The 15,490-nt window shown below is 70.1% G+C and carries 12 protein-coding genes and 1 riboswitch; of the genes, 4 read left to right on the top strand and 8 right to left on the bottom strand.

Annotated features, from left to right (window positions below; genetic code table 11):
- Positions 1–310 precede the first annotated feature (310 nt).
- From bglX to JAO81_RS17765, 3 genes are all read right to left on the bottom strand, one after another.
- The gene (gene bglX / locus JAO81_RS17775) at positions 311–2,482 is read right to left on the bottom strand and encodes a beta-glucosidase BglX (protein ID WP_199548844.1); all 2,172 of its coding nucleotides are present in this window, start codon (positions 2,480–2,482) and stop codon (positions 311–313) included.
- A 92-nt stretch (positions 2,483–2,574) separates the two neighbouring features.
- Positions 2,575–3,405: a family 16 glycosylhydrolase gene (locus JAO81_RS17770; protein WP_199548843.1), complete on the bottom strand. Its 831-nt coding sequence runs from the start codon at positions 3,403–3,405 to the stop codon at positions 2,575–2,577.
- A gap of 73 nt (positions 3,406–3,478) precedes the next feature.
- Positions 3,479–5,098, bottom strand: coding sequence for an extracellular solute-binding protein (locus tag JAO81_RS17765; RefSeq protein ID WP_199548842.1), 1,620 nt, complete (start codon positions 5,096–5,098; stop codon positions 3,479–3,481).
- A gap of 255 nt (positions 5,099–5,353) precedes the next feature.
- Between JAO81_RS17765 and JAO81_RS17760 the strand changes: the two genes are divergently transcribed.
- From JAO81_RS17760 to JAO81_RS17745, 4 genes are all read left to right on the top strand, one after another.
- Positions 5,354–6,412, top strand: a complete 1,059-nt coding sequence (locus tag JAO81_RS17760) for a LacI family DNA-binding transcriptional regulator (protein WP_199548841.1) — start codon at positions 5,354–5,356, stop codon at positions 6,410–6,412.
- 110 nt (positions 6,413–6,522) lie between these two features.
- Entirely contained in the window at positions 6,523–8,124 is a 1,602-nt protein-coding gene (locus JAO81_RS17755; RefSeq protein WP_199548840.1) for an FAD-dependent oxidoreductase, read from the top strand.
- Positions 8,125–8,145: 21 nt separating this feature from the next.
- A complete protein-coding gene (locus JAO81_RS17750) occupies positions 8,146–9,117 on the top strand; it encodes a sugar ABC transporter permease (protein ID WP_199548839.1) in 972 nt (323 codons plus the stop codon).
- The gene (locus JAO81_RS17745; protein WP_199548838.1) at positions 9,114–9,983 is read left to right on the top strand and encodes a carbohydrate ABC transporter permease; all 870 of its coding nucleotides are present in this window, start codon (positions 9,114–9,116) and stop codon (positions 9,981–9,983) included. Before JAO81_RS17750 ends, JAO81_RS17745 begins: the two co-directional genes overlap by 4 nt.
- Before the next feature lie 127 nt (positions 9,984–10,110).
- Here the strand turns inward: JAO81_RS17745 and mgtE are convergent, their stop codons facing one another.
- The 5 genes from mgtE to JAO81_RS17720 all read right to left on the bottom strand — a co-directional run.
- On the bottom strand, positions 10,111–11,490 hold the full coding sequence (gene mgtE / locus JAO81_RS17740; RefSeq protein WP_199548837.1) for a magnesium transporter: 1,380 nt from the start codon (positions 11,488–11,490) through the stop codon (positions 10,111–10,113).
- Between the two features lie 247 nt (positions 11,491–11,737).
- A riboswitch (M-box (ykoK) riboswitch) is annotated at positions 11,738–11,907 on the bottom strand.
- Positions 11,908–12,147: 240 nt separating this feature from the next.
- Positions 12,148–12,798, bottom strand: coding sequence for a thymidine kinase (locus JAO81_RS17735; RefSeq protein WP_199548836.1), 651 nt, complete (start codon positions 12,796–12,798; stop codon positions 12,148–12,150).
- Positions 12,799–12,852: 54 nt separating this feature from the next.
- Positions 12,853–14,046, bottom strand: coding sequence for an alkaline phosphatase family protein (locus tag JAO81_RS17730; protein ID WP_199548835.1), 1,194 nt, complete (start codon positions 14,044–14,046; stop codon positions 12,853–12,855).
- The gene (locus JAO81_RS17725; protein WP_199548834.1) at positions 14,046–14,633 is read right to left on the bottom strand and encodes a DUF5998 family protein; all 588 of its coding nucleotides are present in this window, start codon (positions 14,631–14,633) and stop codon (positions 14,046–14,048) included. The genes JAO81_RS17730 and JAO81_RS17725 overlap by 1 nt, the downstream gene beginning before the upstream one ends.
- 75 nt (positions 14,634–14,708) lie before the next feature.
- Positions 14,709–15,490: acetate--CoA ligase family protein (locus JAO81_RS17720; RefSeq protein ID WP_233415530.1), on the bottom strand; the 782-nt coding region annotated here is incomplete at its 5' end.

Below are 15,490 nucleotides of genomic sequence, written 5' to 3'. Positions count from 1 at the left end.
CCCGGCCCGGGCGCCCCCCCCCCTCCGACCCCGGGGCCCCCCGCCACCCCCGCCCCCCGGGGGCCCCCGGGGCGGCCCGCCGCCGGCTGCCGCAGCCGCGGCCTCTCCCCGACGAGGGGCCACGCGAGGACTGCCATGACCGGCGGGGCCAGGGCCATCACGGTCGAGGCCACGCTGGTCGGCAGCCGCCGCCGCCACATATACGAGGGTGAAGAACCCGCCCATGTTCAGGACCCCAGGCCGAGTGGGCCCGCGAGCGCCCCCTCTGGAGTGGCGAGCCGGACCGAGATCCCTGGTCTGACAGAGCGCCTCACGTGATCTCGAGGGTGCACCTGCCCCGCGCGAGCGAACTCGTCCCCGCATAGACGTCGACCGCCCCCGGCTCCACCACGAAGACCCCCGCCGGGTCCCCGGTCCAAAAGCCCAGGTCCTCGGCCGTCAGACGGAAGCGGACCTCGGTGCTCTCACCGGGCGTCAGACGTACGCGCTCGAAGCCGCGCAGACGCCGTACGGGCTGGACGATCGAGGCGGCCCGGTCGTGGACGTACAGCTGGACGACCTCGTCGCCCGGCCGCTCCCCCGTGTTCGTCAGCGTGGTCGCGACCTCGACCGCGGCGCCCGCCATCAGAGCGGACGCATCGATCGCGGACCGGCTCAGCCGGGGGTCCGACGTGGTGAAGTCGGTGTAGCTCAGGCCGAATCCGAAGGGGAACTGAGGGCCGTCGGGCAGGTCGAGGTACTTCGACACGTACTTCTCGTCCGGCCGCGACGCGTCGTACGGTCGCCCCGTGGTCTCCCGGTTGTAGTAGATCGGGATCTGGCCCGCGGACCGCGGAAAGGTGACCGGGAGTTTGCCGCCGGGGCCGACCGTGCCGGTCAGGACGTCGGCGACGGCGTGGCCTGCCTCGATGCCGGGGTGCCACGCCATGACGACGGCCGGGGCCGAGTCGAGCCAGCCGCCGATCGTCAGCGGGCGCCCGGCCACGAGGACCACGGTGAACGGTGTGCCCGTCGCGGCGATGGCGGCGATCAGTTCCTCCTGGTGGCCGGGCAGCCCCAGGTCCGCCCGGGTTGCCGCCTCCCCGCTGATCGCCGGTGGTTCGCCGGCCACGACGACCACCGCGTCGGCGGCCTGTGCGGCTGCGACCGCCTCGGCGATACCGGCGCGTGAGCCGCCCTCGGCGGGCACCCCCTGAACGTGCAGGATCCTGGCGTGCGGGAGCGCGGACTTCAGACCCTCGACGACCGTGACCGCGGGGAAGCGGTGCAGGGTGTCCGGGATGACCCAGGTGCCGAGCAGATCACCGGAGTCGGCGAACGGCCCGACCACGGCGATCGTACGAGCCCCCGGGTCCAGCGGCAGCGCGGCGTTCTCGTTCTTGAGCAGGACCATGCATCGCGCCGCCGCTTGCCGGGCCGCCGCGCGGGTGGCCTCGGTCGGTGCGGACAGGGCAGCGTCCTCGGGCACGTACGGCCTCTCGAAGAGACCGAGGCGGAACTTCAGCCGCAGGACGCGCGCGACCGCGTCGTCGAGACGTTCCGGTGCGAGCCGGCCGGAGCGGAGCAACTCCCGTCCGTGGTCGGCGATGCTGGTGCTGACCATCTCCATGTCGATGCCGGAGCCGAGCGCGAGCCGTCCCGCCTCGGCCGAGTCGGCCGCGTAGCCGTGCGCGACCATCTCGGTCACGCCCGCCCAGTCGCTCACCACCACACCGTCGAAGCCCCACTCGTTCTTGAGGACGTCGGTGAGCAGATGGGCGTTGCCGTGGGCGGGGATGCCGCTGACGGTGTTGAACGCGGCCATGAAGGTCGCCGCTCCGGCGTCGACGGCCGCCTTGAACGGGGGCAGATAGAGGTTGCGCAGGCGCTGCTCCGACACGTCGACCGTGTTGTAGTCGCGGCCGCCCTCCGCGCCTCCGTATGCGGCGAAGTGCTTGGCGCAGGCCGCTACTTGGCCCTCGGCGGCCAGGTCGTCGCCCTGGAAGCCGCGGACCTTGGCCGCCGCGTAACGGCCCGCCAGATACGGGTCCTCGCCGGAGCTCTCGGCCACCCTGCCCCAGCGCGGCTCGCGGGTGACGTCCACCATGGGCGCGAACGCCCAGTGGACACCGTTGGAGCGGGCCTCGCGCGCGGAGACGGCGCCGTCCGTCTCGGCGACCGCGGGATCGAAGGCGGCGGCCTGGGCGAGCGGGATCGGGAACGTGGTCCAGTAGCCGTGGATGACGTCGAGGCCGAAGACCAGCGGGATGCCGAGGCGTGACTCCTCGACGGCGATGCGCTGCAGCGCGTTGCCGCTCGCGGCGCCGAAGACGTTGAGGACCGAGCCGAGCAGTCCTTTGCGGGCCGCGGCCTCCGCGTCCTCGGTGGCGGCGCCCGCGCCGGGACCGGTGTCCCAGGCCCAGGCGAGCTGCTGGAGCTGGCCGAACTTCTCCTCGACCGTCATCCGGCCGAGCAGTTCCCGGATCCTGTCCTCGTACGGCATGGGGCAACGCGTCCTTTCGGTACGGGAATTGACACACAGGCCCGCCTCCCCCGGCTGTCAGGCGGCGGAGGAGGCGGGAGAGAGCCGGGCGGTCAGCCGAGGTTCGCGTCCTGGTAGACGCGCACCGAGTCGATCTTGAACTGCTGGGGGAAGGTCACGCTCGCGTCGGGGTGACCTATCCAGGAGGCGCCCACCGCGGTGTTCATGATGATGTGCATCGGGGTGTTGAAGTAGTCACCGGTCGGGGCGAACTGGCAGGTCTGCTGCCCGTCCACGTAGTACGTCAGCTTCGGTCCCGGCTCCCAGACGAGGCCGTACGTGTGATAGCCGGCCGAGAGGTCGACGGGGCTTGTGTACTTGCAGCCCTGATTGGCCCCGAGGTCCGTGCCGTTGGGGGTGTCGGCGTAGTGCAGGGCGTGCTTCACCTCGTACGGGGTGTTCCACATCTCGGCGAAGTCGATCTCGTTGCCGCCCGGGCCCGGCCAGTTGTAGGTCTTGTCGCCCTGCAGCCACAGCGCGGGCCAGATGCCGGTGCCCATCGGAGGCACCTTCGCGACCACTTCGATCTTTCCGTACGTGAAGGAGTAGCGGCCCTTCGTCCAGACCATGCCGGAGGTGTAGGGCTTGGAGCCGTACTGCCGTTTCTCCGTCGTCAGGACCAGGTTGCTGCTCGCGGTGGTGACGTCGAAGGAGGCGTAGGCCAGATCGGTGCCGGGGCTGGTGGTGCCCTCGAGGGCACCCCACTTCCGCGAGTCGAGGGACCCGTCGAAGGTGTCGCCCCAGACGAACTGCCAGTCGGGGGCGGCCTGTTCCGCGGCGGGTGCCGCCTGCGCCGCGGTGGTCGTGGCGCCGGCCTCGGCGGGTATCGCCACGGCGGCCAGCAGGAGGGCCGCGGTCAGCAGCCTCGCCGTTCTCTTGCGCATGGAACTCTCCTCTTGGTGGGCGTGTGAAACGGGATCACGTGCAGAGGGCCACTCGCGAAGGCGGTCGGGGTGCTCAGCGCAGCCGCGCGTAGACCGTCTCGTACTCCTTGCGCACCTTGTCGCCGCCGGACTGCCGCCAGCTGCGCACGGCCGAGGGCCAGTCGGACACCGGCTTGTTGCCGCGGACGATCTCGCTCACCGCACCGCTGAGGATCTTCGACAGCGCCTGGCCCTTGGCCGCCTGCGTGGCCGAATACAGGCCGACGGTGGGGTCCTCGACAAGGAGTGGGGCGGCCTTGCGGTGGAAGGCGTACTGCTTGTCGACCACGGCCTTCCCGCCGGGACCGATGACCGGCGGGCTGTCGACGAGGTACTGCATGGGGATCTTGACGTCGGTGCCGCCCTGCTTCGTCGGCGTCGGCAGTCCGTCCTTCATCGTGTAGTGGGTGCCGGATGCGCCGAACTTGCGGAACAGGTGCTCCTCGGTGCCGAACGGCGCCGCCATCCAGTCGGCTATGGCGAGGAGTTGCCTGATCCGCTTCTCGTCGCCCTTCTTGACGCCGGTGACCGCGAAGCTGCCGGGGCCGGTGAAATGCCGTCCCTGGCCGCCGCCTTCGTACGCGGGGGCGGTCATGGCGCCCACATCGATGCCCGGGTAGGCGGAGCGCAGGATGTCCCAGGCCGCGTAGCCGTCGATCTTCAGGGCGATCTTCCCGGTGCCGAACCAGTCGCGGCCCTGCTGGAAGGTGGCGCTGAACGCGTCGGGGTGGAAGAGCTTCTTCTTGACCATGCCGGCGACCGCGTCGAGCGCCTCGGGATAGGCATCGGATTCGACGGCGTTGGTGAACTTGCCGCCCTTGACCGCCCAGCCGTTGGGGGCGCCCGCCATCGCCAGCGCGAACATGAGGGCGCCGCCGCCCGCGACACCCGTGTCGCCGAGCGCCCAGCGTCCTGCCTTGGCGTCGGTCAGGCCCTCGCACAGTTCCAAGAACTCCGCGAAGCTCCCCGGCTGCGGGTTGAGGGAGCGTTCGGCGATCAGGTCGTCGCGGGTGAACATGATGTTGCCGATGCTCGCGCGCGGCGTGGGCAGACCGTAGATGCCTCCGTTGGCGATCATCGGCCGCCAGGAGAATTCCGGGATGTTCGCCAGGAACGGGTACTCCTTGACCGCGTCGCCCGAGAGATACGGCGTGAGGTCGGCGAACTTGGCCTTGAGCACGGCGGGCAGGTTCGGGGTCCAGGACTGCAGCATCACCAGGTCGGGCAGGTCTCCCCCGGCCAGCGACGTGGTCAGCTTGGTGCCGTAGTCGGCGTCCGGGACGATGTTGAACGCCAGCTCCGCGCCGACCCGTTCGTTCAGCTGCTGCCAGTATTGGTTGCTGCCGGCGCCGGGCGGCACCGGGGTGAAGGTGTTGACCAGGATGCTGACCTTCCCCGCACCCTCGGCGGGCTTGCCGGACACGGCGCGGACCAGGTCGGACGGATAGCCGTAGAAGCCGGGCAGCAGATTCTCGCCCGCGGGCAGATCCGGATCCACCCCGGTGAACGGGACATACGTCGGCAGCTTCAGCTTGGCGTTGGCGGCAGCGGTGTCCGTGCCGTCGGTGCCGCTGCCGCACGCCGTGACGAGCGGTGCCGCGGCGGCCGCGAGTGACAGCGCGCCTGCACCGCGCAGCAGTCCACGGCGGCTCACGAGTCGGTCCTTGTTCACGTGCGGGTCTCCCCTCGAGGACGGTGTGCGCCCGGCTCCAACGCGGCCGGCGCACCCTTGAATCCACCGTGATAAAGCGCATCACCAGTTGGCGACGGACCCTAGGACTGGGTTTCCAGGCTGTCAACACCTCGTAAAACAAATGCCTGTCGAGGGATGTGTTGACCCGTCAGCAACCTCTGGCTAGCGTGTGCGGCCTCAACTGATAATGCGCGTAATCAGATTGGATCCCGCCACATGAATGGCACTGAGCCTCCCCGCAAGCGACCGACGCAGGCGGACGTGGCCCGGCTGGCGAAGGTGTCGCCCGCCGTGGTCTCCGCCGTCGTCAACGGCCGTTCGGGCGGGGGCGTCCGGGTGGGCGACCGCACCGCGGCCCGGGTGGAGCAGGCGATCCGGCAGCTCGGCTACGTGCCCAACGTCGCCGCCCGCAACCTGGCCGGCGGCCGCAGCGACATCATCGGGGTGTTCACCTACGAGGCGCTGTTCCCGATGGACGCGATGAGCTTCTACCACCCGTTCCTGATGGGAGTGGAGGAGGCGGTGGAGGAGCTCGACTGCCATCTGCTGCTCTTCACCGGCTCGCATGTGGACGGCCGGCGCAGGGCGATCTACAAGAACGGGATCAACACCCTCCAGCACGCCGACGGCGCCGTCATCGTCGGACAGGCCGAGAACCGCGAGGAGTTGACCGCGCTGCTGCGCGAAGGCTTCCCCGCGGTCTTCATCGGCCGCCGCGACCGGCCGGGCGCCGAGGCCTCGTACGCGGCGGCCGACTACAGCGGCGCCACTCGTGGTCTCGTGGAGCGGATCAGCGGGCTCGGCCACCGCCGGATCGCGCGGCTGCACGGCGGCTCGGCCCATGAGTCGATCGTGGACCGCGACGCGGGCTTCGCCGCCGCGCGCGGGCAGCTGGCCGAACGACTCGACGCCGCGGACGTGTTCGTCACGCCCAACGCCGCCGCGGTCACCGAGCTGGTCCCCCGCCTCGTCGAGCAGGGCTACACCTGTCTGATCGCGGACGACCGCGACCGCGCCGCCGACGCGTGCGCCGCGGTGGAACAGCTCGGCCTGTCCGTGCCGGGCGATCTGTCCGTGGCGGCGCTCAGTGAGTTCTCCCTCGCCCCCACCGCCCGCGATGTCACCACCGTCGTGACGCCGGGCCGGGAGATGGGCGCCGCGGCGGTACGGCTGCTCGCGGACATCCTCAAGAACCCCTCGGACCGGTCACCGCGCCGCACCGTCCTCGACTGCGGCATCCACGACGGCGACACGCTGGCCGCGCCGCGCGGCTGAACCGCGCGGCTGAACCGCTCGGCCGAACCGCTCGGCCGAACCGCTCGGCCGAACCTCTCGGCGCCACCTCTGTGTCCACCTCATCGGCCGACCCCCAACAAGGAGCCTTCATGCAGGAGTTGAACTGCGATGTCCTGGTCATCGGCGGCGGTCTCGGCGGCGTCGCCGCCGCGCTTGCCGCCGTGCGGATGGGCCGGCAGGTCGTCCTCACCGAGGAGACCGACTGGCTCGGCGGCCAGCTGACCTCGCAGGCGGTGCCTCCGGACGAGCACCCGTGGATCGAGCAGTTCGGGTGCACGGCCACCTACCGCCGGCTCCGTGACGCGATCCGCTCGTACTACCGGCGCACCTACCCGCTGACCGAGCCGGCGCGTGCCACCGAGTACCTCAACCCCGGCCAGGGCGTGGTCAGCCGGCTCTGCCACGAGCCGCGGGTCGCCGTGGCGGCGATCGACGAACTCCTCGCGCCGCACCGGTCGTCGGGGCGGCTCCAGGTCCTGCTCCGGCACCGGCCGGTCGCCGCCGCGACGGAGGGCGACCGGGTCACGGCGGTACGGCTCCTGGACACCGCAACCGGCCGCGAACTCACCGCCTCCGCCCCGTACATCCTCGACGCGACCGAGGACGGAGAGCTCCTGGAACTGGCCGGCGTGGAGCATGTGACGGGCTCGGAGAGCCGCGCCGACACCGGTGAGCCGCATGCGCTCGACGGTCCGGCGCAACCTCTTGACCAGCAGTCCTTCACGTACTGCTTCGCCCTTGACCACCGTCCCGGCGAGAACCACACCATCGACCGGCCGCGGATGTACGGCTTCTGGCGCGACTATGCGCCGGACTTCTGGCCCGCCCCGCTGCTCAGCTGGTCACAGGTATCGCCCGAGAAGCTCTTCCGGTACGAGAAGAACGTCTTCGAACCGGACAGGGACTTCGACCTGTGGCGCTTCCGCCGCATCCTGCACGGTCCGCACCTGGTGGAAGGGGACGCCTCCCGCGACATCACGCTGGTGAACTGGCAGCAGGTGGACTACTGGCTGGGCCCGGTGATCGGTGTCGACGCCGCGGAACGTGAGCGCCACCTGGACGCGGCCAAGCAGCTCAGCCTGTCCTTCCTGTACTGGATGCAGACCGAGGCGCCCACCCACGACGGCGGCACCGGCTACCCCGGGCTGCGGCTGCGCCCGGATGTGGTGGACACGGCGGACGGCCTCGCCAAGTACCCGTATCTGCGTGAATCGCGCCGTATCCGGGCCGAGTTCACCGTCACCGAGCAGCACGTCGGGGTGGCCGCCCGCGGTGAGCTGCAGGGGGCGGAGGAGTTCCGCGACTCCGTCGGCATCGGCAGCTACCGCATCGATCTGCACCCCTCGACCGGCTCGGGCGCCGGGCCGCGCCAGTACATCGACGTGGAGAGCTGGCCGTTCCAGATCCCGCTCGGCGCGCTGCTTCCGGTGCGGGTGGAGAACCTGCTGCCCGCGGCGAAGAACATCGGCACCACCCACATCACCAACGGCTGCTACCGGCTGCACCCCGTCGAGTGGAACATCGGCGAAGCCGCCGGCGCGCTGGCCGCGTACTGCCTGGAGACCGGCTCGGCGCCCCGTCAGGTCCATGCCGACCCGGTGAAGCTCGACGAGTACCAAAAGCTCCTCACCGACCTCGGCGTCGAGCTCGGCTGGCCGCGCGAGGTCCGCACCCAGAAGAAGTACAACTGACCGGATGTGAGGCGGGACGAGATGGTTGTGCACCCCACGCGCCCGGCGGGGGAGGGGCCCGCGGGCGCCGCGCCCCCGCCGAAGAGCCGCCGGCGCGGACGGCTGCGCCGGGACCGGCTGCTCCTGGCGTTCGCGCTGCCCGGCCTCGGCGTGATCCTGTTGTTCCACTACGCGCCGCTGCTCGGCCATGTCATCGCGTTCAAGGACTACCAGCCGTACATCGGCATAGCCGACTCACCATGGGTCGGTCTGGACAACTTCCAGGCCATCTTCAGCGGTGATGTGGTCTTCCTCAACGCGCTCAGCAACACCCTGGTCATCTCGCTGCTGCAGCTCGTGTTCGTCTTCCCGCTGCCGATCGCGGTGGCGCTGCTCCTCAACTCCCTTGTCTCGGAACGGTTCAAGCGTCTCGTCCAGTCGGTGCTGTATCTCCCGCACTTCATGTCCTGGGTGATCGTGGTGGCGATCTTCCAGCACATGCTGGGCAACGCCGGGATGCTGAACAGCTTCCTCCAGGACCACGACCTGGGCAGCGTCAGCATCATCGGCAACCCGTCGATGTTCAAGGAGCTGATCGTCGCCCAGGTGATCTGGAAGGACACCGGCTGGAGCACCATCCTCTTCCTGGCGGCGATGTCCCGTATCGATCCGGCCCTGTACGAGGCGGCCGCGGTCGACGGTGCCTCGCGGCTGCGCCAGCTGTGGCACGTCACGCTGCCCGGCATCCGCTCGGTCGTGATCCTCCTTGCCATCCTGCGGCTCGGCGATGTGCTCAGCGTCGGCTTCGAACAGATCATCCTGCAGCAGCAGGCGGTGGGCCCGGGCGCCTCGGAAGTCCTCGACACCTACGTCTACAACAACGCGGTGGGCGCCGGCGTCTGGGGCGGATCGGCCGCCGCCGGCCTGGTCAAGGGCGTGATCGGCGTCATCCTCGTACTCGGCGCCAACAAAGTCGCCCATCTCTTCGGCGAGCGGGGGGTCTACCAGAAATGAGCGCCTCAGTGACACCGGCCGGGGTGCCGGTGCGGACGGCCAAGGGGTTCGTCCTCACCGTCTGCTGCCTGCTCGTGATCCTCCCCTTCCTCGCGGTCATCTCCACCAGCCTCGCGGACCAGCAGCAGGTGACAGCGGCCGGCGGATACGTGCTGTGGCCGGATAACCCCAGCCTCGAGGCCTACCGCGCACTGTTCTCCGGGGGCGTCGTGACCCGGGCCGTGGCCGTCTCGGTCGGCATCACGGTGGTCGGCACCACCCTGTCCCTGGCCTGTACGACGCTGCTGGCGTACGGCCTTTCGCGGCCCGGCAGTTACGGCAGCAAGCCGATCCTGATGCTGCTCCTGTTCAGCCTGCTCTTCACGCCGGGCATCATCCCGATGTACCTGACGGTCAAGCAGCTCGGCCTGCTCGACAGCTACTGGTCGCTGATCCTGCCGACGCTGATCAACGCCTTCAACGTGATCGTCATGCGGGCGTTCTTTCTCGATCTGCCCCAGGAACTCCTCGACTCGGCGAAGATCGACGGCGCCGGCGAACTGACCGTCCTGACGCGGATCGTGATGCCGCTCTCGAAGGCGATCATGGCGGTGATCGGCCTCTTCTACGCGGTGGCGTACTGGAACAGCTTCTTCTCGGCCCTGCTCTACATCACCGACAACGAGAAGTACCCGCTGTCCCTTGTGCTGCGCACGTACGTGGTCAACAACGCCACGATCGGCACCGGCGACACCGGGGCCGCACTCCCGCAGCAGTCCCTGCAGATGGCCATGCTGGTGGTCAGCATCCTGCCGATCCTGTGCGTCTACCCGTTCCTGCAGAAGCACTTCGCGAAGGGGATCATGATCGGGGCGGTGAAGGGATAGGGCCTGTCCTGTGGATCAGGCCTGCCCTGTGGATCAGAGGGCCTGTCCCGTGGATCAGGTGTCCTGGGCGTCAGGCCGTACCGACCGGCAGCACATCCGGCGACGGCGCCCCCCGCCCAGGCCGCCGTCAGACGAGCAGGTGGCCGAGGAAGGCGTAGGCGAGGCCGAAGTACACGAACACGCCGAGCAGGTCCATGATCGAGGTGATCAGCGGGGAGCTCAGCGTCGCCGGGTCGGTGCCGATGCGGCGCGCGAGGAACGGCAGTACGGCGCCGATGATGCCGCCGAGTGCCGTGCAGATGAGCATGCTGAGGCCGACGACGGTCAGTACGGCGGTGTCCAGGCCGCTCTTGGTGAAGTTCGCCAGGATGATCTCGAGCACGGCGACGCACACACCGAGTGCCAGCGCGATGACGCATTCGCGCCGGACCACGAACCAGACGTCCGCCCAGCGCAGCCGCAGCTGACCGAGCGCCATCGAGCGGATGACGAGGGTGGCGGACTGGCTGCCGGTGTTGCCGCCCATGTCGACGATGGGTGCGATGAACGCGGCGAGGACGATGACCTCGGCCAGGATCTCCTCCTGCTTCGCGACGAAGGAGGAGGTGAGAATGCCGAACACGGTCAGGATGAGCAGCCACATCAGGCGGGTGCCGAAGATCTGCCGGAACGTCGACTTCTTCAGGTCGAGGTCGGCGCTGCCGCCCAGGGGCGCGGTGCCGCCGTATCGGGCCAGCTGCGTGGCGTCCTGTTCCTTGTCGATGTCCATGGCGTCGTCGACGGTGACGATCCCGATCATCTTGTCGTCGTGGGTGACGACGGGGACGGCGAGCAGGTCGTAGCGGCGGATGTGCTCGGCGGCCTTCTCGTCGGAGTCGTCGGCGCGCACGTGGACCGGGGCGGTGTTGACCAGCGTGGTGAGCGGGGCGTCGGCGTCGGCGAGTACGAGGTCGCGCAGCGAGACGGTGCCGGTCAGGCGGCCCTCGGTGTCGACGACGTAGATGACGTAGATGGTCTCCTTGTCCGGTGCGGTGGCACGGATGACGCGCAGCGCCTGCTCGGCGGTCATGGCGGCGTCGATCGTCGCGTACTGGGAGGTGGCGGCCGAACCGGCGCTGCCCTCGGGGTAGTTGGACAGGCGCAGGATGTCGTCGCGCTCGGCCTGGGACAGGGACGGCAGCAGGCGCTGCTGTGCCTGTGTGTCGAGGCGGTTGTACAGGTCGGCACGCTCGTCGGCCGGCATGGCGGAGACCAGCGCGGAGACGGTCGGCGCGGACAGTTGCGCCAGGACGCGGTCTTGGAGGCTGTCGGACAGCGTGACGAACAGCCGGGCGGTCTCCTTCGGCTCCGCGGGCCCCAGAATCCGGGCGATCTGCTCCGGCGGGGTGTCGCGCAGGGCGTCCGCGATGTCGGCGACAGGCGCGGACCGCATGAGCCTGCTGAACGCTTCGACGTCGGGGGTGGCGAGCAGGGTGCGGGTGTGGAAAGTGATGTCCTCGCGGATCATGGCAAGACCTCAATCGGTGATACTCGTGCGCTGCTTGGGGCGCGATGGGATGAGGTACGCCGGTGACGGCGTACCGGCCCAGGGCAGACCGCTGCCCTGGGAACTACTGCCGGAACTGCCGCTCATAGCCGTCACCTCCAGCGGGCCGGGGCGCGCGAGGGCGCCGTGACAAAGGGCGTGCGCAGGGGAGGCAGGCAGGCGAGGATGCGGCCATCGGGGCATGGCCGACTCGGGTACGCCGTCGCTGCGAGCACCCCTCTCGACAGAGCTTCGGCACTGCACGGCGTGCCCGTCGGTGCGGGAGCCACTTGGGCTCGACCCTTAGTCCGGGAGGAGCTGTCCTGACCCGGGGCGTCTTTCGACGTTTGGGGTCAGTGGCCTGTGTCCGTGCAGACGCCTCACCTAGCGAGGTGCATGCGATGAGCAGGGCGGAGCGCCCTGCTGCGCCTTCATACTTGCATGAATACGCAAGAAAGGGCAACCGGGGCAACCGCGGGCCGCCGGCCTCACAGCCAGTTGCGGCCGAGCATCTGGCGGAATCCGTCGACGCGTTAGGCGGCTGCGCCGGACGGTGAGGACGAACTCAGGGCCGACGAACAGATGGATCTCGCCTACCTGCGGTTTTTCAGCCCGGCACGGCCGGCGAACCGCGGAACGTCAGCCCGACGCGACCGGCAGCACATCCGGCGACAACGCCCCCGCCCGCGCGGAAGCGCTCGTCATCCGCCGCCGGTGGTGGCGGCGGCACAGGACCTCGTAACCGACCTCCTCGGCCGACCGGTTCACATCGCCGACCACGACCTGCGCACCGTCCACGACCATCTCGCCACCGACCGTACGAGCGTTGTGCGTGGCCCGCGCCCCGCACCAGCACATCGCCTCGACCTGCAGTGTCTCTATGCGGTCGGCCAGCTCGATCAGCCGCTGCGAACCCGGGAACAACTTCGTACGGAAGTCCGTCGTGATGCCGAACGCGAAGACGTCGAGCTCCAAGTCGTCGACGATCCGCGCGAGTTGGTCGATCTGGTCCGGCGCCAGGAACTGCGCCTCATCCACGATCACGTAGTCGACCCGGCCGCCGCGCGACAGCTCGTCCACCACATACGCGTAGAGGTCCATGTCCACACCCGCCTCGACCGCGTCCGTGACCAGGCCGAGCCGCGAGGAGAGCTTGCCCTCGCCGGCACGGTCGTCCCGCGTGAAGATCATGCCCTGCAGACCGCGGGCCGAGCGGTTGTGGCCGATCTGGAGAGCGAGGGTGCTCTTTCCGCAGTCCATCGTTCCGGAGAAGAACACCAGCTCGGGCATGGGAGGTTGAGCGCCTTTCGAATACGGGGTCACGGGGAGGTGGTGGGCGGAGCGTCAGGAGCGGACCTGCAGCAGCGGGACCAGCTGCTCGACCGGTGTCATCGAGCCGTGGTTGCCCGTCATCAGGGACTCCTTCGGCTCGCGTTCCGTCGCGATGATCAGGACGTCGTCGCGGGCCGCGGCGATGACATCGCCCAGTCGGTCGTAGACGCGTGCGTCGTACGCGCCCGGCGGGCCGAACCAGCCGGCCGCCAGGGCCTCGTCGCGCGAGGCGACCCAGAACTGTTCGCCGAGCACCTCGCGCCAGCAGGCAAGCACGTCGGACTGCGCACCGGGCACGGCGTAGACATGGCGGGCGCGGCCCTCGCCGCCGAGCAGGGCGACGCCGGCGCGCAGCTCCCAGTCGTGGTCGAAGTCGATGCGGTGCTCTTCGTCGAAGGGGACGTCGAGCATGCCGTGGTCGGCGGTGACGTACAGGGCGCTGCGCGGCGGAAGCTGCTCGGCGAGGCGCTGGACGAGCCGGTCGACATACATCAGCTGGCCGCGCCAGGCGTCGGAGTCCACGCCGTAGCGGTGACCCTTGCCGTCGACCTCGGCGTAGTACGTGTAGACCAACGAGCGGTCACCGGCGGCCAGTTGCTCGGCCGCGAGGTCCATCCGGTCCTCGCCGGAGAGCCGGCCGTGGAAGGTGCCGCCGCTGAGCGCGATCTTCGTCAGCGGGGTGTTCTGGAAGTGCGGCGCCGAGACCTGCGCGGTGTGTACACCGGCCTGGTCGGCGAGCTGGAAGACCGTCGGATACGGCTGCCAGACCGCCGGGGACGTCCAGGGCGTCCAGCGGAGCTGGTTCATCAGCTCGCCGGTGGCCGGGTTGCGCGCCGTATAGCCGGGCAGGCCGTGGCTGCACGGCGGCAGGCCGGTGCCGACCGAGGCGAGCGAGGTCGCGGTCGTCGCCGGGAAGCCGACGGTGATCGGGCGGCCGGAGCCGCCGCGCGAGCTCGCGATCAGGCTGCTGAGATACGGCGCCTCGTCGGGGTGCGCGAGCAGCTGCTCCCAGCCGAGGCCGTCGATGAGGAAGACGCAGTTGCGGTCGGCGGGCTCGAGCTCGGCGATCCGCGGCGCGAACCCCGGAACCTCCATACCGGCGGCCAGGGTCGGCAGCAGATCGGCCAGCGAACCGCTGCCGTACGCGGGAACAGGGGCGCTCTCGACCGGGAGGATCTCCGGGTCGGGCCAGGCGGGCTCGGCCATCAGCGCTGCGTGGCCGCGGTCGCCTCGGACAGCGCCTGCGCGAAGGCCAGGGTCTGGCGCACGGTCTCGGGGCCGTCGCCGGCCTCGCTGACCCGAAGGCTCAGATCGTCGGCCGTCGAGCTGCCCGTGTAACCGTGGTCCGCCTCGCAGTTGGAGTCGCCGCAGGCGGCGGGCTCCAGGTCGATACGGGAGACGGCGCCCCAGCCGATGGTCAGGAGGACCTCGCGGGGCAGGGTGCCGGGCTGGTACTTCTCCGGGTTCGCGACGACGCGGCTGACGACCACGGACGAGATGCGGCCGATCTTCACGGACTCCGTGGACGTCGTGGCGTACGGCGTCGGGGAGCTGGAGTCGGCGGCCTGCTCGTCGGTGTGGCTGACGATGAAGCGGGTTCCGGTCAGGACGAGGACCGTGACATGGCGGCGCACCTCGTTGGCATCGAAGGTGGTCTCCTGATGCACGAGGTACGACATGATCGGCTCCCCACCGACGGCGGCCTCCACCGCCTCGGCCACAAGGGCCGGGTAGTAGCCGCTGCGCTCGATCGCCGCGCGCAGCCCCTGGGTCGTCGTACCGGTCTTCGCCATAGGGCCCATCCTACGGGGGTGAGGTGACGGGGGTGACCGGCTATGTCAGCCCCGTCCGGTGCCATACACGGACCGTCAGTACGCCGGCAGCGTACGGGGCCCCAGATCGTCACGGGCCGGCGGCGGAGCCAACCGCACCCGTGCGCTCAGCACGCGAGCCCCACGATGCGCGACGACCACGGGCTCCAGATCCACGGCCACCACCTGCGGGTGATCGTCGAACAGACGGGACAACCGCTGCAGGAGCTCCTCCAGAGCCGCCGTGTCCACGGGGTCCGAGCCACGCCAGCCGAAGAGCAGCGGTGCCGCACGGATCGAGCGGATCAGCGCCGCGGCATCACGGTCCGTGACCGGGATCAGCCGGTGCGCGGTGTCACCGAGCAGCTGGGAGGGCGCGCCGGCCAGACCGAAGGAGAGCACCGCTCCGACACCGGGGTCCAGCGAGGCCCGTACGACGGTGTCCACTCCCCTGGGCACCATCGGCTGGACGACGAGCCGCGCCTCCTCGCCCTTGCCGAAAAGACCGGTCAACTCGGCGTGCGCGGCCCGCAGTTGCTCCTCGCCCGCGAGATCGAGGCGTACGCAGCCGAGGTCGGGGCGGTGGCGCAGATGCGGCGCGGTGGCCTTGAGGGCCACGGGGTAGCCCATGAGCGCGGCGGCCTCGACGGTGGCGCTCTCGTCCCACGCGGGCTTGGATCCGGTCACTTCGATGCCGTAGTCGGCGAGCAGCGCCTCCGCCTCGGGGGCACTCAGCTCGAAGCCCCCCTCGTCGGTGCGCCGGCGGACGGCCGCCTCGATCCGCTCGTCGGCCGTCTGCTCGTCGATCCGCTCGAGCTCCGGCACGTTGCCGGGCTCGG

Origin of the sequence: Streptomyces sp. N35 (assembly GCF_016464295.1) — a bacterium.
Lineage (GTDB): Bacteria > Actinomycetota > Actinomycetes > Streptomycetales > Streptomycetaceae > Streptomyces.
Note: the sequence above shows the minus strand (reverse complement) of the source record. Positions and strands in the feature narration are given on the sequence as shown.

Excerpts from the sequence above, each read along its gene's own strand:
- bglX (WP_199548844.1), bottom strand. The coding sequence starts at position 2,482 with ATGCCGTACGAGGACAGGATCCGGGAACTGCTCGGCCGGATGACGGTC.
- JAO81_RS17750 (WP_199548839.1), top strand. The coding sequence starts at position 8,146 with ATGGTTGTGCACCCCACGCGCCCGGCGGGGGAGGGGCCCGCGGGCGCC.
- JAO81_RS17730 (WP_199548835.1), bottom strand. The coding sequence starts at position 14,046 with ATGGCCGAGCCCGCCTGGCCCGACCCGGAGATCCTCCCGGTCGAGAGC.
- JAO81_RS17725 (WP_199548834.1), bottom strand. The coding sequence starts at position 14,633 with ATGGCGAAGACCGGTACGACGACCCAGGGGCTGCGCGCGGCGATCGAG.
- JAO81_RS17770 (WP_199548843.1), bottom strand. The coding sequence starts at position 3,405 with ATGCGCAAGAGAACGGCGAGGCTGCTGACCGCGGCCCTCCTGCTGGCC.
- JAO81_RS17745 (WP_199548838.1), top strand. The coding sequence starts at position 9,114 with ATGAGCGCCTCAGTGACACCGGCCGGGGTGCCGGTGCGGACGGCCAAG.
- mgtE (WP_199548837.1), bottom strand. The coding sequence starts at position 11,490 with ATGATCCGCGAGGACATCACTTTCCACACCCGCACCCTGCTCGCCACC.
- JAO81_RS17760 (WP_199548841.1), top strand. The coding sequence starts at position 5,354 with ATGAATGGCACTGAGCCTCCCCGCAAGCGACCGACGCAGGCGGACGTG.
- JAO81_RS17735 (WP_199548836.1), bottom strand. The coding sequence starts at position 12,798 with ATGCCCGAGCTGGTGTTCTTCTCCGGAACGATGGACTGCGGAAAGAGC.
- JAO81_RS17755 (WP_199548840.1), top strand. The coding sequence starts at position 6,523 with ATGCAGGAGTTGAACTGCGATGTCCTGGTCATCGGCGGCGGTCTCGGC.